Below are 24857 nucleotides of genomic sequence, written 5' to 3' on the forward strand. Positions count from 1 at the left end.
AGATAGCAGCTTTCTTTTATATTATATATTTAATAACTTTTTATTTAAAATAATTCACACCATTTTCAAAAATATTGTAAATATCTTTTGTAATGATATTTTTGTATAAATTATTTGAGTATCTTTCGCTATGTCCCATTTTACCTAAAACTTTTCCATCTTCTGAAATTATACCTTCTATAGCATAAGCTGAACCATTAGGATTAAATCTAAACTCATTAGTAGGCTCTGATTCAAAGTTAACATATTGTGTGGCAACTTGTCCTTTTTTGATGAGTTCCTTTATAATATTTTCATCAGCAAAGAATCTGCCCTCGCCATGAGAAACAGGAACAACTAATTCGCTTCCAACAGGTATATTATAAAGCCAAGGAGAATTATTTGATACTACCTTTGTTGTAACCATTTGGGAAATATGCCTTCCTATTTTGTTGAATGTAAGAGTAGGGGAGTTCTCTGTAATGTTTCCTATTTTTCCATAAGGAAGAAGTCCAGATTTTATTAATGCCTGAAAACCGTTACATATACCTAAAACAAGCCCATCTCTTTCTAATAATTTATGTATAGAAGTTTTTATTTTTTCATTTGTAAGTATTGCAGAAATAAACTTTCCAGAACCGTCTGGTTCATCTGCAGCACTAAATCCGCCAGGTATCATAAATATTTGAGAGTTATCTATTTTTTTAGACATCTCTTCTATTGATTCTTTTATATATTCTGGTTTTATATTTCTAAATACAAATATATCAGTGCAAGCTCCTGCATCAGAAAACGCTTTTTGAGTGTCATATTCGCAGTTTGTACCTAAAAATGAAGCTATTAAAACATTAGGTTTAGCTTTTTTATTTTTGCATATAAAAGGAGTTTTTCTCTCATAAATAGCTAGCGTGTAAGTTTCTATTTCTTCATTAGTTTTGTAAGGAAATACACTTGATAATTTTTCAAGCCATGATTTTTCTATTTCTTCTAAGTCTATAACTTCACCGCATACTTTTATTTTGTATTCGTTAATAGTTTTTCCTATTAGAATAGCATTTTTATAATTTAATTCTTCTTTAGTTTCTACTATAAATGAAGCAGGCATAAGATTAAAGAAGTAAAGCTCATCTTTTATGTCAACGCCTATTCTGTTACCAAAAGACATTTTTGTTAAAGCCTCAGCAATACCTCCAAATTTAATAGTGTATGCGGATAATATTTTTTTGTCTTTTATATTTTGATGTAAGAAGTCAAAGTTTTCTTTTATCTCTTCTATATTAGGCATATAATTTTCTTTCATATTATGCTTTATTAAGTAAACATAATTATTAGCAGATTTGAACTCTGGAGAAATTACATCATTACTGTCAATAGCTGCTACTGCAAATGATATTAAAGTAGAAGGCACAGATATATTATTAAAAGTACCGCTCATAGAATCCTTTCCTCCTATAGCTGGTATATCAAACTCTGTCTGAGCATATATTGTACCAAGTAATGCAGAATAAACCTTTCCCCATTTTTTAGCGTCATTGCCTAACTTTTCAAAATATTCTTGGAATGATAATCTTATATTTTTATAATTTACTCCAACAGAAACGAGTTTTGACATAGATTCTATTACAGAGTATATTCCGCCATGAAACTCTGACCATTTCATAATAGAAGGATTATACCCCCAAGTAATAGCAGAAGCCGTATTTATTTCTTTAGCATTGTTATCGAATATTGGTATTTTTTGAATGCTTACATCACTTGGAGTCATTTGATATTTTCCGCCGAAAGGCATTAACACTGTAGAAGCTCCTATTGATGAGTCAAACATTTCTACTAAACCTTTTTGAGAAGCAACATTTAAATCCTCTATCATATTAAACCAATGCGATTTTAAAGAGCATGCATTTTTTGTACTAAAAGGATTATTTTCAAAATCAATATTTTTTAATACTGCATTAGTTTCCTGTTTAGCTCCGTTGGTATCTAAAAACTTACGGCTTATATCTACAATTTTTTTGCCTTTTAAGTACATCACAAGTCTGTTAGTGTCAGTTATTACAGCAACCTTTGTAGCTTCAATATTTTCATCATTAGCTAATTTTATAAACTTATCAGCATCTTTACTTTCAACTACAACAGCCATTCTCTCTTGAGATTCTGATATTGCTAGTTCAGTACCATTTAATCCTAAATATTTTACAGGAAGTACATCAAGATTAATGTCTATTCCATCAGACAATTCTCCAATAGCAACTGAAACTCCGCCAGCACCAAAATCATTACATTTTTTTATTAATTTTGTAACCTCTTTATTTCTAAATAATCTCTGTATTTTTCTCTCTTCTGGGGCATTACCCTTTTGTACTTCAGCACCGCATAGTCTTAAAGATGTGTCAGTATGGCTTTTTGATGAACCTGTAGCTCCTCCGCATCCATCTCTTCCTGTTCTTCCGCCAAGCACTATAACAATATCGCCTGATTTTGGTTTTTCTCTTCTTACATAGCTTACCGGAACAGCTCCTACAACTGCCCCTACTTCAAGTCTTTTTGCTTTATATCCTTCATCGTATATTTCATTAACCAAACAAGTTGTAAGCCCTATTTGGTTTCCATAGGAAGAATATCCAGCAGCTGCTGTAGTAGTAATTTTCTTTTGAGGAAGTTTTCCAGCCAAAGTATCTTCTAATTTTTCTAAGGGGTTTGCACTTCCTGTAACTCTTATAGCCTGATATACATAGCTTCTTCCAGAGAGAGGATCTCTTATAGCACCTCCCAAACAAGTAGAAGCTCCCCCGAAAGGTTCAATCTCTGTAGGGTGATTATGAGTTTCATTTTTAAACATTAATAAATATTTTTCTATTTTATTATTGCCATTTTCATCTACAGCATCAACATCTATATAGATAGAACATGCATTTATCTCATCTGAAATCTCTAAATCTTCAAGTTTGCCTTTTTTCTTTATATATTTTGCTGATATTGTTGCCATGTCCATTAAGTTAATATCTCTTTTACTGTCAGCATCTTCACCGTAAAGCTCTTTTCTCATTTCATAGTATCTGTTAATGGCATTAAGTACCACTTCTGCAAAATTACTTTTATTATTTTCTTTTAATGCATCTTCCAACTGCACATCATTAATTTTTGTCATAAATGTTGTGTGTCTGCAGTGATCTGACCAATATGTATCAAGAACTTTTATTTCTGTTTCTGTCGGGTTTCTTTTCTCTTCGTTTTTGAAATAATTCTGTACGAACTCTATATCTTTATATGTCATAGCCAAATCAAGATTATTTCTATACTCTGCTAATTCTTCACTGTTAAAACTAATAAAGTTTTCTACATCTTTTATATCATCAGCCTTTTGAGATTCTTCTATTTCTAATTTGCTTAAATCTTTTTCTCTGCTTTCAACGGGGTTAATATAGAATTTTTTTATTTTTTCTATAGTGCTTTCATCAATATTTCCTTCAAAAACTATAACCTTACCGCTTACTATAGAAACATTTTCAATATTGTTATATATTAGTTTAAGGCATTGAACTGCTGAATCTGCCCTTTGGTCAAACTGCCCTGGTAAATATTCTACTGCAAAATATTTTAAGTGTTCAAAATCTTTTTTTTCAACTATTTGATCAGTAGGAGGCTCTGAAAATATTACTTTAATAGAGTTTTGTAACTGGCTTTCTTCTATGTTAAATATATCATAAACATTGAGAAGTCTTACACTAGATTTTATTTTAAAATTTTCTTTTAATTGATTTTCTAATCTTTTAGCTTCCAAATTAAAGCCGTCTTTTTTTTCTATAAAGATACGATAATTCATTGATACTATTTCCTAATTAATTTTTTAATATAATGATTATATATCCAATGCTTATTATATCAATAGTTTTGAAAAGTGATTTTTATTATAATTATTTCTATTAAAATAAATTCTTAATAATTTTTAATCGATAGTTCATTATTTTTTACTGTAATTACTCATATAAAAAGAAAATGACTATTTTTAATTTTTATATTAATGTTATAATAATATAAGAATTTTGTTATGAGGCTATAACATGAAAATATCTCATATTGCTGTTTGGGTTAAAGATTTAGAGAGTATTAAAAATTTTTATATTAAGTATTTTAACTGTAAATGCAATGATAAATATATTAATGAGAAGAAAGGTTTTGAATCATATTTTCTAACATTTGAAGATAACTGCCGATTGGAAATAATGACTAGAAAGGATATAAAGAATAGAAACACTAATGATGATATATACGGTTTTGCTCATATTGCAGTATCTGTTGGAAGTAAAGAAAAAGTTGACAGCCTCACAAAAGAATTAGAGAGTGACGGATTTAAAATCGCATCATATCCAAGAACAACAGGCGACGGATATTATGAGAGCGTAATACTTGATAATGAAAATAATAAAATAGAAATAACAATATAAGGAGATAAAAATGAAAAATATATACTTCTTTATCTTTTGCTTACTAATGGGCTTTATTATTAACTCATGCTATGATAAAACATCGCATAAAATAAAAGTTTATCATAATGGTAATATACTCACTATGAAAGGAGATGAGGCTTCTTATGCTAAGGCTATTGAAGTAAGAGATAATACTATTATGAAGGTAGCCTATACAGAAGAAGATAAAAAGAGTTTAATAAATAATGTATATGCTGAAATAGTAGACTTGAATGGTAAAACTTTAATGCCTTCTTTTATAGATGCACATAGTCATATGGTGAGATTTGCTCAGTCGCTTACTACAGTAGATTTGACAGGATCTACTAATATGCTTGAGATTGCTCAGAAAATTACTAATTATATAGAAGTTAATAAATTAAAACCAGATGCTTGGGTAGTTGGTTTCGGATATGATAATAATTTACTGCCAAATAAAAAAAATCCAGACAGAGATGATTTAGATAAAATTTCTACTACTCATCCAATATTTATAACTCATGCTTCTGGACATGTCGGAGCTATGAATTCAAAGGCACTAGAAGAGTTTGGAGTTAATGAAAATACTCCAGATATACCCGGAGGTGTGATAGCAAGATATCCTAACAGCAGAAAACCTACAGGATATATGGAAGAGGCAGCATTTATGCATTATGCACAAAGTATCAAATTTTCTTTTACAGATGAGGACTTGATGAACTTTATCAATCAGGCAGAAGATGTTTATTTGGGATACGGTATTACAACAGCACAGGATGCTTTAATTTCTACGGCAGAATTTCCTCTTATAAATAATATGATAACTAATAACAGATTTAGAATTGATGTTATAGGTTTTATAGATTTGAAAAATTCTTATTCATTAGCAAAAACCAATAGTGATATGATAGGAAATTACAAAAACAGATTTAAAATAGGAGGATATAAAATATTTTTAGACGGTTCTCCTCAGGCAAAGACAGCATGGCTTGAACAGCCTTATGTAAGCGGTCCTGCAAGATATAGAGGATATGGAATATATAGTAATAGCGATGTAGAAAAATTTGTAGAAACTGCATTAGATGATAAAATGCAGCTTCAGGCTCATTGTAACGGTGATGCAGCAGCAGATCAGTATATCAATGCATTCAGTAATGTTATGATAAAAAGAAATACTACTAATAATTACAGAGCAGTTTTAGTACATAGCCAAATAATAAGAGAAGAACAATATACTTCTATGTCAAACCTTAATATTATACCTTCTATATTTGTAGCACATGTATATTATTGGGGAGATGTTCATTTGGCAAATTTAGGTATGGAAAGAGCTTCTCAGATTAGTGCTTCAAAAACAGCATTAAATAATAATTTGTGCTTCACATATCATCAGGACACACCTGTTATCAAACCTAATATGCTTGAAACTATTTGGTGTGCTGTTAATAGGATTACAAGAGACGGAGTATTACTAGGCGAAAATCAGAAGGTTACTCCTTATGAGGCTTTAAAGGCTATAACTATTAATGCTGCTTATCAAAATAAAGAAGAAGATATAAAAGGAACTATTGAAGAGGGTAAATTTGCAGATTTGGTGATATTAAGCGATAATCCTCTAACATGCGATCCTGTAAAAATAAAAGATATAGAAGTGCTTGAAACTATAAAAGAAGGAAAAACTTTATATACAAAAAAATCTGAATTATAAATTGATTAAACAAAATAAAATTATAAATTACTGCATTTTTTATAAAAATAAATGCAGTAATTTTTTATATATTATGTTTTTCTAATTCTATAATTTTTCTAATCTTAGCAAAATAAATTATATATATAATCACCGTAGATATTAAAATAGCAATTACAAATCTTAAAGTTATGTTCAAAAGTGTAACCTCATATAGTCCTTTTAAATACAAAATGAAATATAGTATATTAAAAAAAGTATTAACTATAAAAGACTGAAAAAGAATATATTTAATTTGTCCTATAGCGTACAATAAATTAGATATGATATTATAATATGCATAGAATATATAAAAAGTAAAAAGTATCATAATCAATGACATAACAGATTCAAGATTTTGATCATTCATTATATACTTTATGAAATATTTGTATGTAGGTATTAATGCTATACATATAATAGATTTATTTGTTATAGATATAAATCATAAAATATTAACGATGTATTGACATCAATATTTTTATTTATAAAATTTTTCTAAATAAAATAAAAACTAATATTTATTAATTATTGCTTAATAATAAAAATAGAGTATAAAATTTGATTTTTGAGATTTTTTTTACTATACTTGAGTTATCATGCATTACTTAGTTTTCTATGAATCAGCTTATTCTTTAAGCTTCTTTAGAAACAAGTCAAATCATATAACAAATAATAATCTATTACATCAAAATAATTTCTGTTACCAAAGGAGGAATGTTTATGGGAAAAATTTATAACCCAGAAAGTATTCGTAATGTTGCACTTTTAGGACATGTGGGAAGCGGTAAAACTAGTTTGAATGAAGCCTTACTCTATAGAGCTAAATCTATAGATAAAAAAGGTGAAATCGAAAGAGGAACTACAGTCAGTGATTATACAGACGAAGAAATCAAGCAAAAAATGTCCATAAGAACTTCTTTAAGTTTGATAGAATGGAAGGAGCATAAAATTAATTTGCTGGACATTCCTGGGTCTGGTGATTTCAGCGGTGAGATTAACCCTGCTTTAAGAGTAGCTGAATCATGCATAGTTGTTATAGATGCAGAATTCGGAATACAAATAGAAACAGAAAAACATTGGCAGATGGCTAATAGTTTCAGAAGACCTAGAATAGTATTTATCAATAAAATAGATAAAGAAATGGTTGATCATAAAGCTTTATTAGAAAAAATCGAAAATAACTTTAAAGAACCTCCTGTAGTTCCTATACAAATTCCTATGGGTAACGGTAAAGATTTTAAAGGTATAATAGATGTTATTTATCATAAAGCATATTTCAGAGATGATCATGGAAAAATAGTAGAGGCAGAAATACCTGAAGAATATTATGAAGAGTACAGGACAACCCGCGATAGATTAAAAGAATTAGTATGCGAAGTTGATGACGGACTTATGGAAAGATACTTAGACGGCGGCAAATTTACAGATGAAGAATATATAGAAGCTCTAACAAAATCTATACTTCAATATAAAGTAGTACCTATTTTATTTGGAACTTCTATAAGAGATATAGGTATGGGAGCAGTTCTTGATACCATAATAAGATATATGCCTTCGCCTTCTTATGTACCTGTTACAGACGGCACAGACCTTCTCACTAATGAACCTGCAACAAGAAGCATATTGGGTGATAATAATCCTTTCGCTGCCTTTGTATTCAAAACTACTATAGATCAATATGCCGGAAGAATATCTTTCTTTAAAGTTCGTTCAGGAAGTATAAAAAGCGGCGATGAAATATATAATTCCAGAACAAGTAAAAAAGAAAAAGTATCTCATATATATATGGCTAGAGGAAAAAAACAAATAGAAAGCGATACTATTACAGCAGGAGATATAGGAGTATTAGCAAAACTTTCAGACTGCAGAACAGGTGATACTATAAGTTCTCCGTCTGCTCCATTCCAATTCTTACCGCTTAAAGTACCTCAGCCTATATACTTTACCGCTATTAAAATACTCAAAAATGATATAAAAGCTCTTGAAGTTCTTGATACTATTGCTCAGGAAGATTTAACTTTCCATGTAGAGTATGACAGTGAAACTAAAGAAACTATTATTAAAGCTATGGGTGCTTTACAGGTAAAATTAGCATTGGAGAGAGTAGTATCTCTTACTAAAGCTGAAATAGAACAAAGTGTTCCTAGAGTAGCATACAGAGAAACTATAAGAAAGAAAGCTCAGGCACAATACAGACATAAAAAACAATCCGGAGGAAGCGGACAGTTCGGAGAAGTTCATCTAGAAGTAGAACCTCTTCCTAGAGACGGCGGTTATGAATTTGTTAATGATATATTTGGAGGAGCCATACCTAAACAATATATACCGGGAGTAGAAAAAGGTATACAAGATGCTATGGCACAGGGACCTTTGGGAAGATATCCTATGGTAGATATAAAAGTAAGACTTTTTGACGGTAAATACCATGATGTAGATTCTAATGAATTGTCATTTAGAATAGCAGGTTCTATGGCAGCAAAAGAAGCGTTCAAAAATGCAAGCCCTGTATTATTAGAGCCTATTATGAAAGTTACAGTTTATGTGCCTGAGGAGTTTACAGGTGCTATAATGAATGAACTTACAGGTAAAAGAGGAAAAATTTTGGGTATGGAAGCAGCATCAAATACTATACAGATGATTAAAGCTGAAGTTCCATTATCTGAAATGCTTACTTACTCTATAGAAATGAAAGCATCTACTTCAGGAAAAGGTACTTTTGAAATGGAACATTCCCACTATCAAGAGCTTACAGGACCTTTAGCCGATAAGGTTATAGAGGAAAGAAAAGCATTGCTTGGCAGCGGAGAGTAATAATTAGAGGTAATGTATATAAAAATAAAGTTGATATTTTTTATATACTATCATATAATATTAGAATATGTATAAAACTAGGAGATTGTATGCTCAAAATAATTGACAAAATCACAAAAGAACATGTATTTGAAGATTTGGAATCAAAAGACAAAGAATCACTTTTTAGAGCGTTAAGTGAAAAAATTGCACCAGTTGCTTCTGCTTCTGCAGATGCTATATTCGATGCATTCAAAAAACGTGAAGATGAATACACTACTAACATTGGAAATGGGGTTGCTGTTCCTCATGGAAGAATACAAGGTTATGGAAAAACTGATATATTTGTTGGTTTCTTAAAAGATGAAATTAACTATGATTCAGATTCTGATGAAAAAAGTCCTGTTAAACTTGTATTTGCAATACTTTCCGATCTTGATAACCCGCAGGATTACCTTCTTAACCTTTCTCAAATTTTCTTCTTGGTAAATCAAAAAGAAATACTTGATAAAGTTATGGCTACTAAAAGCTATGATGAACTTGCTTCTGTTTTAGAATCATTCAAAAAATTAGATGAAAAATTTGAAGCTGAAAAACAAATTAAATTCTTAATTGAACTTGAAAGAGCTGAAATACAAATTAAAGCCTATGAACTTTACAGCTCTACTCACTCTCAGCAAAAATCTGATGTTGTTTTAGAAGAGTATAAAAAATACAAAGACACTATATTAAGCAAAATTGATGTTGCTGTATTAGAAAATTACAAAAGAATTAAAGAAAATAAAGGTGAAGCCCTAGCTAAAATAGAAAATTATAAATGCAGTGCTTGTAATGTTGCTATACCTAAAATGACTGTTAATGAAGTTAGAAGACAAAATCAAATTATTATGTGTTTCCACTGCGGAAGAATATTATTCACTACTGACTGATAACATTAATGATAAATAATTTATTAAAAATATGGACAGCTAAAAGAAATACTTTTATAATACTTCTTTTAGCTTTCCTTTATATTTCATGTTCGCCTAATAAACCTAGCTCAAGCATTTCTGAGTTTTATAACTACCCTAATCCCTTTTCGCCTTCTAATGGTGAGAATACTACATATAAAGTATCTATTAAAAGCGGTGAAATTATAAGTGCTAAAGTGGAAATATATTCTCAAAATGGTGATTTAATGGATTCAAAAGATTTAATTATTGATGCTTCAAAAAAAACAGCTGCTTGTATATGGTCTGGACTTGATAAAAATGGTAAATATCTTCCTTCTGCTGTTTATAATGCTAAAGCAACAGTGAAAGATAATCAGGATTCCACATTCACAGCCGAATTCAAAACTTCTATAAGATAAAACAAGCAAATTAAAATCAAACTATAAAAAAGACTTATTTTCAATATTAATTAAATAAGCTTTGTATTATTGTTAGCGATAAACTTTTTATTTATGCATTCTTAAAAATTAAGCTGACAACTTCATTATTCAGTTATCAGCTATTCATTTATCGCTTTAATTAGAATTCTTTATTTTTTCTATCCAAGTATTATATTCTTCATCTGATATTTCATCTAATATCTTCACATAAGGTTTTAATTTCTGATGAGGTTTTGTGAAATAGCTTATATCCCATTTTACAGGTTTTGTCCACATTCCTTCACTATCCATAATCAATATATGAGTGCCGTCCAAATCAGGAATTTCTTCCGGAGACATATCGCTATATAATATTTTATAACAATCCAATTCGCCATTCTCATCTTCAATATTGTAACTGCCGTCTTTTTGAAGTGCATATATTGTGTAATACTGCTGATGTGCCTCTGTTTCCATTAATTCCTGAGGATGTTCATCTCCAATGGCTATATTATAAATAGTTTCATTAAACTCATAATTATCTATACCGTATCTTTTTAATAATCCTTTTTTATATAATTCTGCTTCTAATAGTGTTATAAGATAATATCCATTACTCATATCTGAAGCCTCTATATAAAAACCTCTCTGTACTTTACGAGAAAGAACGAGGATTTTAGTCTTACAGCATGCCTCTATACCAATATGTATATATGATAAAGCATTAATATAAGGCTCTAAATATTCTATATGATCTTCAAGTCCTAAATTAATAAAATACTTTCTTAAATCCTGATTGGAACATATAACAGTCATAACAGGAGGAATCATCATATCTATTCCAATAAATGCCTCTAACGGTTTATAATCTAATCTGTACATAATATCTATATTAATGCGGGCTATATCATCATCAGTAAGATCATCTTCATCTACATTATAAAACTGAGCAGCATTCTCTATAAAACGGCAGGCATTATCTATATTTCTAAAAAATAAATTAATAATATTTTTACCTATTTCATCATCTATTATATCCTCATGATGAAGCGAATGTCCTACAAAATTGGCAGCATAGTATGATTTTAGTATATCCATATTTTCAAATTCTGATGCTATTTGTCTGCATATATCCAATTCTTTATCATGATTTTCTTTTACATACTCTTTTAATTTTAAAAATTTCTCATTTTGAGATACAAGTTTTTTATTTGCAACTTCTTCAACATGTGATTTTTGCTTAGTATAGTCAATATACTCTTTTAATATGTCTTCCATTGATAATATCTCCTAACATTTTTTATATATTATATCATAAAAATTGAATATAAGGTATAAGTAAAACAAGTAAAATAGAATAAATTAAAGCAGGAAGAAAATCTCCTGTTTTTATTTTAGTTAATTTTAATAAATTTATTCCTATCATCATAACTGTAGCTCCGCCGACAGCAGAAACTTCATTAAGCATTGTTTCAGAAACATAAGGCTCTAAAAAAGATGAAAGTATAGTTAAAGCACCTTGATATACAAATATGCTTATTATAGAAAAAGCAACTCCTATACCATAAACTGTAGACATAAATACTGCAACAAATCCGTCTATTACACTTTTAGTGAATATTAAATCATATATACCCTGAGTTCCTGCCTGAAATGACCCTAATATAGACATAGAGCCTGAACAGAAAAGTATTGAAGAAGTTAAAAATCCTAAAGCAAAATTACCTGAATTTTCCTTAAAAGCAAATTTATTTTTTAAGAACTCGCCGAAAGATTCTATTTTTTCTTCTATCCTAAAAAATGTGCCTGTAACTCCTCCAAGCATTATTGACACAGCAAATATCAATATATGCTTTGTAATTATAGCCATAGTTATACCGATAGTAAGAGATATTATACCTGCTGCTATAAAAACAGGTTCTTCATACCTTTTTGATAATTTATTTTTAAATGCAAAACCTATAACAGAACCTACAAGAACTGCTATCATATTAACGAAAACAGCTATCATACTTTAATCCTAACATTATTATGATATATAATTTGCTATATAAATTAAATAATATAATACTTCTTTTAAATTTTATCAACAGTAATTTTTAATGCTTTCATAAAATTTTTTAAAAGTATTATCAATACTATCTTCCCAACTGTTATGAGTGAATATAATATGTGATGATTCTCTGTATAAACTGTCTCTTTGCTTAGATAATTCCAATAATTTATTTTTATCCTTTGCAAGAAGAGGTCTTTGGGCAGGATCTATATTTTCAAGTATGATCTCAGGTTTTCTATCTACAAAAATAGTAAATCCTTTATCCCTCATAATATTTCTATTTTTTTCAGAGAGAACTATACCTCCGCCTGTAGATATAACAGCATTACTTAAAAGACTTAATTCATGCAATACTTCACTTTCAATATTTCTAAAATAATCCTCTCCATTATTAGCAAAAATATCTGTTATAGTTCTACCCTCTTTATTTTCTATAAAAGAATCCATATCGTACAGATTATAATTTAATTTTTCAGCAAGCATTTTTGATAATGCACTTTTTCCGCATCCAGGCAAACCTATAATAAATATAATTTTATTATTTTTTATATTTTTATTATTCATTATAAACACCCAAAATAATTAAATTTTCAACACTTTTTCTAAACTCTTCAAACTTTGACTCATTCTTTTTAAAATCACCTGTCATATCAATATAAAAATAATACTGCCATTTTCTTTCAACATGCGGACGGCTCACTATAGAAGTTAAATTAAAACTTTTTAATTTCTCCAAAGAATCCGCCAAACTTCCTTCTTCATGCGGCAGAAGAAATCTGATAGTCATTTTATTGCCTGTCGTTAAAGCATTATCATAATTAGCAACTATAATGAAACGAGTGGTATTGCCTTTAATATTTTCAATATTTTCTTCAAGCATTTCTAAATCATAAATTTTGCAAGAATGCTTATTAGAAATGGAAGCCATTGTTTTATCATCTCCATTAGAAACTATGAATGCTGCCTCTGCTGTATTAGATGCTGTTAACTCTTTAAAATTATTTTCTTTTATAAAATTAGAGCATTGCTTTAAAGCCTGATGATGAGATATTACTTTTTTAATATCTTTTATACTAGTACCTTTTTTTGCCATAAGTCCGTATTCTATAGGAAGATAAACTTCTCCGACTATTTTACAATTATAATCAGCGAGTATATCCAAAACTTCATTAACCATTCCTGTGGAAGAATTTTCTAAAGGCAAAACTCCATAATAACATTCTCCGCTTCTTATACTCTCAAGTACATCATCAAAATGTTCCTTCTTTACTAGTTTAGCATTCTCCCCGAAAAATTTTAAAGCAGCTTCATGTCCGTTTCCGCCTTCTCTGCCCTGATATACTACTTTTTCATCGTATTTTATCTTTTTTTTATTATCATCTATTTTATCTCCTGATGAATTATATTCGTCAATTAAATGTTTCTGCAGCTGTTTTGATGTATACATTATATCATTATAAATAGTGGTAATTAATCCTGATAATTCTTTATTTTCAAGTAATTCTATTTTTTTTTCTATTACTTCTTTTTCTCTTTTAGGATCGAATATAGGGGCATCATATTTCTTTTTTGTCTCACCTACTTTCAAACTTATTTTCATTCTTTCATCTATCAAATTTACTATCTGCTTATCTATTCTATCAATTTCTTTTCTTAATTCCTGTAATTCATCATTGAGCATAATTATATCCCTTTTATAAATTTAGATATTTAAGATTATACTAAATAGATCTCAAATTGTAAAGGATTTTATTTTTTATAAGTTATATAAAGCTATAAATTTAATAAAAGCTAGGGCGGGTGCTTTGATATCCATATAAAACAAAAAACAAAATTAAATTTTAATTTCAAAATACATTAATAAATATAATGGGCGGGGAATTAGAAAAAAATTCAAAAGAAAATTTATTTTAATCCCCACCCTTTAAAATTTATAGTTTACTCTGTAATATGTATTTTATTTATATTGATAACTAATCAAGAAAAAGCATGCCCACCCAAGCATTTTTTAAATTTTATGTCTTTTAACTGCACGCGATAAATAGAATTCTAATTTATAGTGAACTATGTAATTGCTGACTAACTTTATTTATGCAGCAAGTTCAACGCGTGGTAAAATTATTTTAAAGCAAAACCTGTCATAATAAAACTATTAAGACAGGTTTTTATTATAATACTGATAATTTTTAATTAACTTTAGTCATCTCTATATTCATTCCGCCTTGATTCATAATACAATTTGAAGCATCTTTAAATGTAAGAGTTATTGTATATCCTTGTATGCTAAACTCATACACTTCATTACCTTTGTCTGTTATCTGATTTTTTTGTATAGTTGTACCTTCAGAATCGTCCATAAGAATTGAACCATCAGCATTTATTGTAAAAGTACCCCCATAAGGTTTACTAGTATCTTTAGGCTGCCAATTTCCTTGATATGTTTCTATACCTTTATTAGGTGTAGGATCTGTAGTCTTATTACTGCATCCAATCATTAAAAAACTTGATAAAATTATGGCAGCAGCAATTGATAAAATTTTTTTAGTCATTTTGAAATCTCCTATTTTTTATTTATAACAATTAAAGATTTTTTATTACCTTTAATAAGTTATCAAATGTTTAAAAGCATTTACCTATATTAAATATATTTGCTCTTTATTCAATATTATTAATCAATAAAGTATGCACCTAAGTATGGTTAGGTATGATTTTTATTTTCGCTTATGATACTGTAAAACTGTTTAGAGAACTTTTTTCTGTCAAAACAATTATTATCATAAGAATTGTACAAACTTAAAAGTATTAATGATAATAACAATATTCTTGCTTCATCAGTATTTAAATTACTCTTTTTATAATCATTTAATATAGTGTTTAAATACTTATCATTAAAAGTGTCTTTAAAATCAGCGTCATTGATATTAAATATTTTTTTCACTTCAGTGCATATAGAACTTACAAGCTTATCTTCTATATGATGTATGTTTTTTACAATATCTTTCATCTTCATAAATAACTCTTTGTTTTTTATTATTTTTGATAAGAAAAGTATTTCAAAAGATTTATTTTCAAAAATAATATTTTCTATCTCTCTTATCTCAAGTCCGTATGATTTTAATTTTACTATCTCCCTTACAATATCAAGATGCTCAATTATGTAGTATCTGCTTTCTGTTCTAACCATTCCTTTTTCTACTCTGTATGCTGGAAGAATTTCTTTATTATCCCATTCTCTTAATAAATTAATGCTCATATTCTTTATATTATTTTCTTCAAGAAGTTTCAAAAACTCTCCTATAGACATTAATCTTTTTTTGCTCCTTAAAATAAATGAATATTTTGGCAGAGTATATTTTTTGCTTTTTATAAAATAGTGCAAATCAGAATGGTTTATATCTCTTTTAGCATTTATATCAATATTATTGTTTTCATCTCTTCTAGCCATTTTACATTTACCTTATTTTTATAAAGTCAAAATTAAAAAGTTATAATCATAGAGCCGTTAGCTGTTTTTTTATTTAATTTATATTGATAACCTAAATATTTATATTTTTGAGCTTGTCTTAAAACAACATATTTCAAAATAGGTTTGTTATTCTCACTATGAAGCCCTCTTCCAAATACCACCTCCATATCAATGCTTAAACTATCTCCAAATACTATTTTTAATATATACAGTATCTTTAATAAATTTATGAAGCAGCTTCTTACTTCTTTTGCTCTTTTTCCATGCAAGTCAATAAATAAGTAAATGTTCATTATACAATCTCCTTAAATATTATTATTAATTTTTTTAATACCTCGCTATCATTAGATATAAACTTTTTTATACTAATTTTAATTGTTTATAATTTTTTACCGCCCCAAACTAATAAATAATTTGAAGCGGCTTACAGAAAAAATTTTATTTATTATTTTTTCTGATTAGGGTTCATCTGTTTACCTCTGTTGCCTTGATTCTTATCATAGGTAATATTGGTTCCATATGTACCTTTATTGGCATTTGAAATGTCAGCATTATGATTGTTTTTTTTGCTCATATTGCTCCTCCTTAAAAATATAATTTTTAGTTAGGCTAAATACTTTTATCTAACCATAGTTATATATTAGTACCTTTATATGTTTTTAGCTATTGACATATTCGTATGGAGGTCAATCAAGAATTTTTTTTTGATTTTTTTTAAATATTTTTTATAGGAATTTCTAATTGTCTGTATATATTATAGAAATTATTGATTTTTTTAATTATATCTTCTGTACTATCAGAGTTTAATTTATATTCTTCTTCCAAAAATGAGTAGAATAATTTATTTAAAGTATCTTCTGAATTATTAATATATTCTTGTCCATTATTATATAATCTTATTTTCTTATTATTTAATTCTATCTCTTTTTTTATTAATTTGTATGCTTTAAACTCTTTTATATTTTCTTCTATATCAGAAAATTTATCTTTAATTTTATTATTAATAAAACCTAATAAACCTATTATTTTTATATCTTTAGCTGAATTGAAATTATTAATAATATTAATGTCATGCAAATATTCAATAACTTTTTCAATTTCATTGACAGTGCTTTTTATTTTTATAATTTCTTTTATTATTGATTGATAGACTTCAAATTCTTTTATATTTTCTTCTATATTTATAAATTTTTCTTCATCTTGAATTAAATAACAAATATAATTTATTAATTCTAAAAGTTTATAACAATCATATTTTTTATATTCTTTATAATCAATAATATTAATAAAGTATAAATTATTAAGCATTCTATTAAACTTATTAATATCATTTTTTATTTTTTTAAATTCTTCTTTATAGCTAATTCCCAAATTAAATATTCTGATATCTGGATTTTTTCTCTCTCTTCTCTTATTTTTATTCTAGTTTTTATATAATCTTTTTCATCTCTATGATATCCTACAATATTGTATGCAATACTCATCAATATAAACTTATAATAATAAATATATATTTCTTTATAATCATATATTGAATAATTTTTAATTATTTTTTCTTCATCTTGATAATAATAAATATTATAGTCAATGATACCATAATCTTTTATATTATATTTTTTTGCTGTTTCATTATTTAAATAAAATTTGTAGAATCTATAAATATTATGATTTCTAAGTGTATTATATTTATAAATGTAAAGCTCTATTATTTTTACATATTCTTCTTCATTTATAATTTTTTTATCAGTAAATAAATAACCTATAAAATATCTTAAATAATAAAAAACGCTGTCATAGTATAAAATGCCTTTTTGTAAATGTTCATCTTCTTCTTTTATATTATAGTTTTTATTATCTCTTATCAGACTAAGTATTGTATTATGCAAATAAAATATAGTATTCTCTAAGTCTTTTATTTGTATATTTTCAAAATTATTAAATATATTTTTTATATCGATTTTTTTTATTTCTTTTTGTCTTTCTTTATCATCACTTATATTTAAAATAATTTCCTTTATATATTTTTCACTTTCAATAGTATATATATTTGATTTTAATATCTTATCAAAATTAAATATCTCTTTTGCTATATCTTCAGTATCATCTAAATAACTTATATTTCTTATAAATACAAAATCCGTACTTTTTATATCTTTGTATATTCTTAATATTTCATCTAATACTATTAAACTTTCTAATGTATAATATCTCGTTTTCTTAGGCTTCTTAGGTTTCTTCTTTTCCTCATCTTCTTCATTTTTCTTATCTTCTTTATTTAATCTATATGAAGGAAGAATTGAAACAGTTTTTTTATTGTTATCAAAATATTCCTGCATTACTTTCTTCAATTTTTCAATCTCTCTCTCTTTGATTATAAGTTCAAAATTGTTGTTTTTTATATCTTTTATAATATCTTTATAATTTCTTTCTTTATTAAAAAATGTGGAATTTTCATATATTAATTTATAAGGGCTTATTATTTTATTAATTATTTCATATATATAAGTGTAACTGAATTGCTCATAAGATTTTAAATTATTATATAATTCTAAAAACACACCTATTTCAAAAAAGCAAATTTTATTTTCATCTAAAAATAAATAAATATCATCTGTATAATTGGTATCTTTTTCTTTATAGATTAAATCTTTTTTTAATTCTATTTCTATATATCTATATTTTTTTTAGATTCAGCTGTCTTACCAGGATTAATTGATACTAATAATACTTTTATATTATCATTTTCTTTTTTTAGAGCATTAATTTTATTTACTATATTTTTTAGAGAATGAAGAATATAATAATCATCATAGCGTTTATTTTTATTACCGCTGTATTGTACATATTTTGAACCTATGTCTGAGCTGTATTTTTCTATTATATATCTTATATCTTTGTTTTTTATATTTAACTTTTCTGCTTTGCAATTTTTATTTGAAGCCATTATAAAACTCTAAAAATATTTGCCTCATTTTACATTATTAATATTATTTTATCAATTAAATAAAATTAATTTGAAAACAAAAAGGAGCTTTTTTAAAGCTCCTTAATAATTTTTATATTAAAATTTTATCATTATTGTTTAATAAAAGTACCTTTATAATAAGTTCCATCCGTTTCATTTCCTTCATTATAGGTTACTTCTACTGTATTAGGTGTTACGGTAGTATTGAAAGTCATATTAAGTGAATATGTTACTTCTTGGGTAGAAGATCCAGAAGTAACTGTCTCTGTATGTTTAGCCATATACATATTTCCAATTTTTAATATCTCAGATGATGCGAAAGTAATGTTTTTCTTTCCAACTACATAATTAAAAGCCATAGAACCATCATTATTTATTGTAATAGTTGAGCTAATTAATTGTGAAGCACTATTATTTGGATCTAGATTCCAAGTTCCAGCATAAGTGCTTTCTATTCCTGTAATTGTTCCTGTAACTTCACCGGCTGCTTCTTTTAATTTTTCACAGCTTAAAGTAAATAAAACTGTAAATAATAAGGATGTGATTAATAATTTTTTTAACATATTTATCTCTATTTGTATTTATAAATTCATATTATTTATAAATTTATTTTTTCTCAATAGCAAAATTAAATTTATTATGTATACTTTTTAGTATAGAAAATTGAAGAATATTCATCTTATGTAAAAGCATTTTATTATAAAAAATAAACCTAAAAATTTTAAATCTTTAGAAGTATTATGGACTCATAAACAAGTATAATAATATTGTCTATATATTGTAAGTCAAATATTATAGTATACATATTAAATAAAATTATCTTCATAATATAATACACATTTATAATGATTGATACAATTCTTTATTCCTACATTGCTTTTATTAAAAAATATAGTAATATTTATGGCTATAGGAGTTTTTAAATATGAAAGATAAAAAAGAAGTTAATACAAATACTAATCATAAAAGTATAAATCATGATGAGGCTAATTTCTCACATGTATATTTTTATAAACTATTATTTGAAGAAAAACCAAAGCTGCCTAATATAGAATTAGTCAAACAGAAAATAAAAAAATTCTATGATGATATAGAAGTCATATCATCAGAAGATGGTATTTACAGCATAGCAATAAATGATTTGAAAGTAAAATACAAAGATGATAAAGAAGTTCCTGCACAAATATTGATGCCCAATGCTTTTGAATTTGATTATACAACTATAAGCGATTATTATTATAGCCAGATGTGGGATATAAAAGACCCCAAAGAATTAATAAAAAACTGTAATTATGAAATAATGCTTAGCGATTTTTTGGCGGCAGGACTTGATTATAAAGATAGAACAACACTTTTAAATAATTGGCTTTATACTGCATTACAGCTTTTTAATAATTGTACAGCGGTATACAATGAGCAAAGCGGCAAACTCCTTCTTCCAGAACAAATACTCAATAATAATTATCCTAAAGATTTCAGATTTTTACTTTCTGGATTAAATATAAGACTTTTTAATGTAGAAAACTCTAATGATCTTATAGTTGATACTTTAGGAATGTATGCAATAGGTCTACCTGATATACAATATCATTTTCATGATCTAAATCCTAATGATATAATATCACATGCTTTAAATATAGCTGCTTATATATTTGATAAAGGCGATATTATAAAAAGCGGAGATACCATACAAAGCATATTTGAAAATGTACAATGGAAATGTCAGTATGAAAAATCTCTTCTAAAACCGCATAGAGAAATTTTGGATATTAATATGCTTGAATATGCTTCAGGAAAAAGACAGAATTAATTATTAAAGTGAAAATATCTATATAATTTAACAAAAATAAACAAAATTACAATATTATAAGCATATCATGACAATATAAAATACCATATAGTAGTATTATACTATTTAGATTCTATAAATATATACAAAAAAATCACATATATGTCATAATAATATTGAATTTGAATATATTTTTTCCTATACTATAAGAATATCATTTGAATTTTTATTGTATAAACGGAGGTATATAATGAGTGAAGATGTTTCTCTATTGACTAAAGAAGATATTGCTGACGAAATAAAATCATTAGTTGAAAAGTGGAAAAATTCTGAAGGAAATCTTATTATGATTTGTCATGGCATTCAAAAGCATTATGGTTATGTTCCTAGAAATGTTGCAAAATATGTATCAGAAGAAGTAAATATACCGCTTGCCAGAATTTATGAAATTCTCACATTTTATAACTATTTCTCACTAGAACCGCCTGCTGAAAATAGTATATCAGTATGTATGGGTACAGCATGTTATTTAAAGGGAGGAGGTCAGCTAGTAGAAGAAATAAAGAAAAAATTGAATCTCAAAGGGGATCAAAAATACTCTGCCGATAGAAAATACAAACTTGAAGAAGTTAGATGTATAGGCTGCTGCGGTTTAGCACCTGTAATAACATTCAATGAAGAGGTTTCAGGAAGAGTTGTAGTAGAAGATATAGCCAAATTCATTAAAAATGATGAAGCTAAAAAAGAGTAAAATGGAGTATAAAAATGGCAGAAAAATTAGATAGAAAAAAATTAGAAGAATATAGAATTAATAAAGCTAAAGAAATAGAATTGAGAAAAGGTACAGAATCATCTGAACCTAATAAATATCATATACTTGTATGCGGAGGTACTGCATGCGAATCAAATAAAAGTGATGAAATAGTAAAATTATTAAAAGAGTATGCAGAAAAAAATGGTATAGGAGATCAAGTATTAGTTGTAAAAACAGGCTGCTTTGGTTTTTGCAGTCAGGGACCTGTTGTAAAAATTATGCCAGGCCGAGTTTTTTATACCCATGTAGGACCTGAACATGCTCAGGATATTATAGAAAAACATATAATGAAAGGTGAATTATTATTAAGAATACTATATAAAGAACAAAGAGAGCATAGAGATTTTTCAAAAGAGATTAACTTCTATCAGAAACAAAGAAGAATAGTATTAAAAAACTGCGGTATAATAGATCCGGAAAATATAGATGAATATATAGGAAATGACGGTTATAAAGCCTTATCTAAAGTATTATTTGAAATGACTCCTGATGATGTAATACATGAAATGCAGATTTCAGGACTTAGGGGACGAGGCGGAGCAGGATTTCCTACTTGGAAAAAATGGAGCTTTACAAAAGAAGTTGAATCAGATCAAAAATATATAGTATGCAATGCTGATGAAGGAGATCCCGGTGCTTATATGGATAGAAGTATACTTGAAGGGGACCCTCATTCTGTAATAGAAGCCATGACTATAGCAGCCTATACTATAGGAGCGAATAAAGGCTACTTATATATAAGAGCTGAATACGGTCTTGCTGTTGATAGGGTGCAAATAGCTTTAAAACAGGCTTATGATTATGGTTTATTAGGAAAGAAAATTTTAGGAAGTGATTTCTCATTTGATTTGGACATAAGACTCGGAGCTGGTGCTTTTGTATGCGGTGAAGAAACTGCTCTTATAGCTTCTATAGAAGGAAATAGAGGAACACCAAGACCAAGACCTCCTTTTCCTGCTATAAAAGGACTTTTTGAAAAACCTACAGTTATTAACAATGTTGAAACTTTTGCAAATGTTACTGCCATTATTAATCATGGCGGTAATTGGTTCTCTTCTATTGGTACAGAAAATTCAAAAGGAACTAAAGTATTCGCTTTAACAGGCAATGTTAATGTATCTGGACTTGTAGAAGTGCCTATGGGAACGACTATAAGAGAAATAGTATTCGATATAGGAGGAGGAATACCTAATGACAAGTTTGTTAAAGGTGTTCAGACAGGAGGACCTTCAGGAGGTATAATACCAGAATCGTTATTCGGCACTCATATAGATTTTGATAATTTAGTAGCATTAGGTTCTATGATGGGATCCGGCGGTATGATAGTAATAGATGAAGATACTAGTATGGTTGATTTCTCTAAATTCTATCTTGGATTTTGTGTAGATGAAAGCTGCGGTAAATGCGTACCTTGCCGAGTAGGCGGTATGCAAATGCTTAAAATATTAGAAAAATTTACCAAAAAAAGAGCTAAAGAAGAAGATATACAAAAATTAAAAGATATAGCTCTTACTATGAGAAAAGCCTCGCTATGTGCTTTGGGTTCCACCGCCCCTAACCCTGTAATGTCAACTTTAAAGCATTTTGAAGAAGAATATAAAGCAGGTATATTCACTCCGCCTGTACCTAAGAAAAATTAAATTAAATAAGGAGCGTAAAATTATGGTTAAAATAAAAATAAATGGAAAACAAATAGAAGTTGAAGAAGGTCTTACTATATTAAAAGCTGCCAAAAAATTAGGAATAAAAATACCTTCATTATGTTATCACCCAGATATACCGCCTACATCAGCCTGCGGTATATGCGTTGTAAAATTAGCTAATCAAGGAAATAAATATACTAGAGCATGCTCTACTATAGTAGAAAATGGTATGGATATAATTACTCATGATGCAGAAATTAATACAGTTAGAAAAGGAGTATTGGAATTAGTATTATCAGCTCACCCTAATGATTGTTTAAACTGCATAAGAAATGGAGAATGCGAACTTCAAACTGCTGCTGCTGACTTTGGGGTTAGAAATTCTAAATATGATAATATTAAACAAAATCACCCTAGAGATGAATCTGCAGGAAGTATAGTTCTTAATCCGGAAAAATGTATTAAATGCGGAAGATGTGTTGTTGTTTGTCAGGAAATGCAGAAAGTTCATGCTTTGGGTTTTGTTAATAGAGGTTTTGACACTTATTTTGCTCCGGGTGCAGTTTCATTAAAAGATTCGCCTTGTGTAGACTGCGGACAATGTGCTTCTCACTGCCCTGTAGCTGCTATTTATGAAACAGATCAAACTCATGAAGTTCAGGCTGCTATTGATGATCCTAATACTTATGTTACAGTTCAAATGGCTCCTTCTGTAAGGGTTGCTTTGGGAGAATATTTCGGACTTAAACCGGGAGATAATATCACGGGAAAAATATATGCTGCTTTGCGTTTAATGGGATTCGATGCTATATTTGATACTAATTTCGGAGCTGATATGACTATAATGGAAGAAGCTCATGAATTTGTTAAAAGATTTACAGAAAGCAATGGTACAGCTGCTATGACCACTTCCTGCTGTCCTGCTTGGGTTAAGTATGCAGAAGAATATTACCCAGACTTGCTCGATAATGTTTCAAGTGCAAAATCACCTCATATGATGCTTGCCCCTATGACAAAAACTTATTACTCAGAAAAAGCAAATGTAGATCCTTTTACTATTTTCAATGTATCTATTATGCCTTGTACTGCTAAGAAAAATGAAATAAGAAAAAATGAAACTATGTATTCAAGCGGATACAAAGATGTTGATGTGGTAATAACAACAAGAGAATTTGCAAGAATGATTAAACATTATGGTATAGATGTTGCAGGAATTGAGCCTGAAGAAGCTGACAGCATATTAGGTGAATATTCCGGAGCTGGTACTATATTCGGTGCTACAGGCGGTGTTATGGAGGCAGCTTTGAGAACTGCTTATAATATAATAGCTGGAAGTAATCTCAACAATGTTGATTTTGAAGATGTGAGAGGACTTGAAGGTGTAAAAAGAGCAACTATTAAAGTTATGGATAAAGATGTTAAACTTGCAGTTGTTAATGGACTTCATAATGTTGATCCTGTAATGCAGGAAATGAGAGAAGCTAAAGAAAAAGGTGAAAATCCTCCTTACAACTTTATAGAAGTTATGGCTTGTCAGGGAGGATGTGTAGGCGGAGGCGGTCAGCCTTATGGAACTACAAATGAAACTAGAACCGACAGGGCTAAAGGTTTATATGATGAAGATAAAAAGGTTGTTAAACATAGATGTTCTCATGAAAATGAAAATCTTAAAAAACTTTATGATGACTTCCTTGGAAAACCGCTTGAAGAAAGAGCCCATCACTTCCTACACACAGAATATAAAGTTGAGGAAAAATATACAAAATAGTATCTAAAATTTATAACTAAAAAGCACTATGATAAATAAGTAAATATTATCATAGTGCTGTT

General features: G+C 28.0%; 22 protein-coding genes. 9 read left to right on the forward strand and 13 right to left on the reverse strand.

What is annotated here, in order from left to right:
• Nucleotides 1-40: 40 nt before the first annotated feature.
• Nucleotides 41-3802: a phosphoribosylformylglycinamidine synthase gene (locus tag BFL38_RS06825; RefSeq protein WP_069726347.1), complete on the reverse strand. Its 3762-nt coding sequence runs from the start codon at nucleotides 3800-3802 to the stop codon at nucleotides 41-43.
• Nucleotides 3803-4040: 238 nt separating this feature from the next.
• Here BFL38_RS06825 and BFL38_RS06830 point away from each other — a divergent pair, with 238 nt between their 5' ends.
• From BFL38_RS06830 to BFL38_RS06855, 5 genes are all read left to right on the forward strand, one after another.
• Nucleotides 4041-4424 carry a VOC family protein gene (locus tag BFL38_RS06830; RefSeq protein ID WP_069726348.1) on the forward strand — a complete coding sequence of 128 codons (384 nt, stop codon included), beginning with the start codon at nucleotides 4041-4043 and terminating at the stop codon, nucleotides 4422-4424.
• Between the two features lie 10 nt (nucleotides 4425-4434).
• Nucleotides 4435-6132: an amidohydrolase gene (locus BFL38_RS06835; protein ID WP_069726349.1), complete on the forward strand. Its 1698-nt coding sequence runs from the start codon at nucleotides 4435-4437 to the stop codon at nucleotides 6130-6132.
• A 741-nt stretch (nucleotides 6133-6873) separates the two neighbouring features.
• A complete protein-coding gene (fusA, locus tag BFL38_RS06845) occupies nucleotides 6874-8964 on the forward strand; it encodes an elongation factor G (protein ID WP_069726351.1) in 2091 nt (696 codons plus the stop codon).
• Nucleotides 8965-9053: 89 nt separating this feature from the next.
• Nucleotides 9054-9872, forward strand: a complete 819-nt coding sequence (locus BFL38_RS06850) for a PTS sugar transporter subunit IIA (RefSeq protein ID WP_008722992.1) — start codon at nucleotides 9054-9056, stop codon at nucleotides 9870-9872.
• An 8-nt stretch (nucleotides 9873-9880) separates the two neighbouring features.
• Nucleotides 9881-10294, forward strand: coding sequence for a hypothetical protein (locus BFL38_RS06855; RefSeq protein WP_069726352.1), 414 nt, complete (start codon nucleotides 9881-9883; stop codon nucleotides 10292-10294).
• A gap of 156 nt (nucleotides 10295-10450) precedes the next feature.
• Here BFL38_RS06855 and BFL38_RS06860 read toward each other — a convergent pair whose 3' ends face one another.
• The 12 genes from BFL38_RS06860 to BFL38_RS06910 form a co-directional block, all read right to left on the reverse strand.
• Nucleotides 10451-11572, reverse strand: coding sequence for a hypothetical protein (locus tag BFL38_RS06860; RefSeq protein WP_069726353.1), 1122 nt, complete (start codon nucleotides 11570-11572; stop codon nucleotides 10451-10453).
• Nucleotides 11573-11606: 34 nt separating this feature from the next.
• A complete protein-coding gene (locus BFL38_RS06865) occupies nucleotides 11607-12305 on the reverse strand; it encodes a DUF554 domain-containing protein (protein WP_069726354.1) in 699 nt (232 codons plus the stop codon).
• A 75-nt stretch (nucleotides 12306-12380) separates the two neighbouring features.
• Nucleotides 12381-12914, reverse strand: coding sequence for a shikimate kinase (locus tag BFL38_RS06870; RefSeq protein ID WP_069726355.1), 534 nt, complete (start codon nucleotides 12912-12914; stop codon nucleotides 12381-12383).
• Nucleotides 12907-14031, reverse strand: coding sequence for a chorismate mutase (locus BFL38_RS06875; RefSeq protein ID WP_069726356.1), 1125 nt, complete (start codon nucleotides 14029-14031; stop codon nucleotides 12907-12909). Before BFL38_RS06875 ends, BFL38_RS06870 begins: the two co-directional genes overlap by 8 nt.
• 505 nt (nucleotides 14032-14536) lie before the next feature.
• The gene (locus BFL38_RS06880; RefSeq protein ID WP_069726357.1) at nucleotides 14537-14899 is read right to left on the reverse strand and encodes a hypothetical protein; all 363 of its coding nucleotides are present in this window, start codon (nucleotides 14897-14899) and stop codon (nucleotides 14537-14539) included.
• Nucleotides 14900-15048: 149 nt separating this feature from the next.
• Nucleotides 15049-15795 carry a MerR family transcriptional regulator gene (locus BFL38_RS06885; RefSeq protein ID WP_069726358.1) on the reverse strand — a complete coding sequence of 249 codons (747 nt, stop codon included), beginning with the start codon at nucleotides 15793-15795 and terminating at the stop codon, nucleotides 15049-15051.
• Nucleotides 15796-15827: 32 nt separating this feature from the next.
• Entirely contained in the window at nucleotides 15828-16109 is a 282-nt protein-coding gene (locus tag BFL38_RS06890) for a Smr/MutS family protein (protein ID WP_256097217.1), read from the reverse strand.
• A 152-nt stretch (nucleotides 16110-16261) separates the two neighbouring features.
• The gene (locus tag BFL38_RS15450; RefSeq protein WP_256097218.1) at nucleotides 16262-16390 is read right to left on the reverse strand and encodes a hypothetical protein; all 129 of its coding nucleotides are present in this window, start codon (nucleotides 16388-16390) and stop codon (nucleotides 16262-16264) included.
• Nucleotides 16391-16530: 140 nt separating this feature from the next.
• Nucleotides 16531-17187 (reverse strand): hypothetical protein, encoded by a 657-nt coding sequence (locus BFL38_RS06895; protein ID WP_069726359.1) that lies wholly within the window; start codon nucleotides 17185-17187, stop codon nucleotides 16531-16533.
• On the reverse strand, nucleotides 17151-18374 hold the full coding sequence (locus BFL38_RS06900) for a hypothetical protein (RefSeq protein ID WP_069726360.1): 1224 nt from the start codon (nucleotides 18372-18374) through the stop codon (nucleotides 17151-17153). The genes BFL38_RS06895 and BFL38_RS06900 overlap by 37 nt, the downstream gene beginning before the upstream one ends.
• Nucleotides 18375-18481: 107 nt before the next feature.
• The gene (locus BFL38_RS06905) at nucleotides 18482-18760 is read right to left on the reverse strand and encodes a hypothetical protein (RefSeq protein WP_069726361.1); all 279 of its coding nucleotides are present in this window, start codon (nucleotides 18758-18760) and stop codon (nucleotides 18482-18484) included.
• 131 nt (nucleotides 18761-18891) lie between these two features.
• Entirely contained in the window at nucleotides 18892-19344 is a 453-nt protein-coding gene (locus tag BFL38_RS06910) for a hypothetical protein (RefSeq protein ID WP_069726362.1), read from the reverse strand.
• Nucleotides 19345-19706: 362 nt separating this feature from the next.
• Between BFL38_RS06910 and BFL38_RS06915 the strand changes: the two genes are divergently transcribed.
• The 4 genes from BFL38_RS06915 to BFL38_RS06930 all read left to right on the forward strand — a co-directional run bounded on the left by BFL38_RS06915 (nucleotide 19707) and on the right by BFL38_RS06930 (nucleotide 24795).
• Nucleotides 19707-20591 carry a DUF4261 domain-containing protein gene (locus tag BFL38_RS06915; RefSeq protein ID WP_069726363.1) on the forward strand — a complete coding sequence of 295 codons (885 nt, stop codon included), beginning with the start codon at nucleotides 19707-19709 and terminating at the stop codon, nucleotides 20589-20591.
• 229 nt (nucleotides 20592-20820) lie between these two features.
• Nucleotides 20821-21321, forward strand: a complete 501-nt coding sequence (locus tag BFL38_RS06920; protein WP_069726364.1) for an NADH-quinone oxidoreductase subunit NuoE family protein — start codon at nucleotides 20821-20823, stop codon at nucleotides 21319-21321.
• 14 nt (nucleotides 21322-21335) lie between these two features.
• Nucleotides 21336-23024: a NuoF family protein gene (locus BFL38_RS06925; protein ID WP_069726365.1), complete on the forward strand. Its 1689-nt coding sequence runs from the start codon at nucleotides 21336-21338 to the stop codon at nucleotides 23022-23024.
• 22 nt (nucleotides 23025-23046) lie between these two features.
• The gene (locus tag BFL38_RS06930; protein ID WP_069726366.1) at nucleotides 23047-24795 is read left to right on the forward strand and encodes an NADH-dependent [FeFe] hydrogenase, group A6; all 1749 of its coding nucleotides are present in this window, start codon (nucleotides 23047-23049) and stop codon (nucleotides 24793-24795) included.
• Nucleotides 24796-24857 lie beyond the last annotated feature (62 nt).

The organism is Brachyspira hampsonii, from assembly GCF_001746205.1.
Lineage (GTDB): Bacteria > Spirochaetota > Brachyspiria > Brachyspirales > Brachyspiraceae > Brachyspira > Brachyspira hampsonii_B.

What these genes read in the sequence shown, in the direction of transcription:
- BFL38_RS15450 (WP_256097218.1), bottom strand. Translation starts at nt 16,390, where the DNA reads ATGAGCAAAAAAAACAATCATAATGCTGACATTTCAAATGCCAATAAA.
- BFL38_RS06830 (WP_069726348.1), top strand. Translation starts at nt 4,041, where the DNA reads ATGAAAATATCTCATATTGCTGTTTGGGTTAAAGATTTAGAGAGTATT.
- BFL38_RS06930 (WP_069726366.1), top strand. Translation starts at nt 23,047, where the DNA reads ATGGTTAAAATAAAAATAAATGGAAAACAAATAGAAGTTGAAGAAGGT.
- BFL38_RS06880 (WP_069726357.1), bottom strand. Translation starts at nt 14,899, where the DNA reads ATGACTAAAAAAATTTTATCAATTGCTGCTGCCATAATTTTATCAAGT.
- BFL38_RS06835 (WP_069726349.1), top strand. Translation starts at nt 4,435, where the DNA reads ATGAAAAATATATACTTCTTTATCTTTTGCTTACTAATGGGCTTTATT.
- BFL38_RS06885 (WP_069726358.1), bottom strand. Translation starts at nt 15,795, where the DNA reads ATGGCTAGAAGAGATGAAAACAATAATATTGATATAAATGCTAAAAGA.
- BFL38_RS06890 (WP_256097217.1), bottom strand. Translation starts at nt 16,109, where the DNA reads ATGAACATTTACTTATTTATTGACTTGCATGGAAAAAGAGCAAAAGAA.
- BFL38_RS06920 (WP_069726364.1), top strand. Translation starts at nt 20,821, where the DNA reads ATGAGTGAAGATGTTTCTCTATTGACTAAAGAAGATATTGCTGACGAA.
- BFL38_RS06865 (WP_069726354.1), bottom strand. Translation starts at nt 12,305, where the DNA reads ATGATAGCTGTTTTCGTTAATATGATAGCAGTTCTTGTAGGTTCTGTT.
- BFL38_RS06910 (WP_069726362.1), bottom strand. Translation starts at nt 19,344, where the DNA reads ATGTTAAAAAAATTATTAATCACATCCTTATTATTTACAGTTTTATTT.
- BFL38_RS06860 (WP_069726353.1), bottom strand. Translation starts at nt 11,572, where the DNA reads ATGGAAGACATATTAAAAGAGTATATTGACTATACTAAGCAAAAATCA.
- fusA (WP_069726351.1), top strand. Translation starts at nt 6,874, where the DNA reads ATGGGAAAAATTTATAACCCAGAAAGTATTCGTAATGTTGCACTTTTA.
- BFL38_RS06825 (WP_069726347.1), bottom strand. Translation starts at nt 3,802, where the DNA reads ATGAATTATCGTATCTTTATAGAAAAAAAAGACGGCTTTAATTTGGAA.
- BFL38_RS06855 (WP_069726352.1), top strand. Translation starts at nt 9,881, where the DNA reads ATGATAAATAATTTATTAAAAATATGGACAGCTAAAAGAAATACTTTT.
- BFL38_RS06915 (WP_069726363.1), top strand. Translation starts at nt 19,707, where the DNA reads ATGAAAGATAAAAAAGAAGTTAATACAAATACTAATCATAAAAGTATA.
- BFL38_RS06925 (WP_069726365.1), top strand. Translation starts at nt 21,336, where the DNA reads ATGGCAGAAAAATTAGATAGAAAAAAATTAGAAGAATATAGAATTAAT.
- BFL38_RS06905 (WP_069726361.1), bottom strand. Translation starts at nt 18,760, where the DNA reads ATGGCTTCAAATAAAAATTGCAAAGCAGAAAAGTTAAATATAAAAAAC.
- BFL38_RS06875 (WP_069726356.1), bottom strand. Translation starts at nt 14,031, where the DNA reads ATGCTCAATGATGAATTACAGGAATTAAGAAAAGAAATTGATAGAATA.
- BFL38_RS06870 (WP_069726355.1), bottom strand. Translation starts at nt 12,914, where the DNA reads ATGAATAATAAAAATATAAAAAATAATAAAATTATATTTATTATAGGT.
- BFL38_RS06850 (WP_008722992.1), top strand. Translation starts at nt 9,054, where the DNA reads ATGCTCAAAATAATTGACAAAATCACAAAAGAACATGTATTTGAAGAT.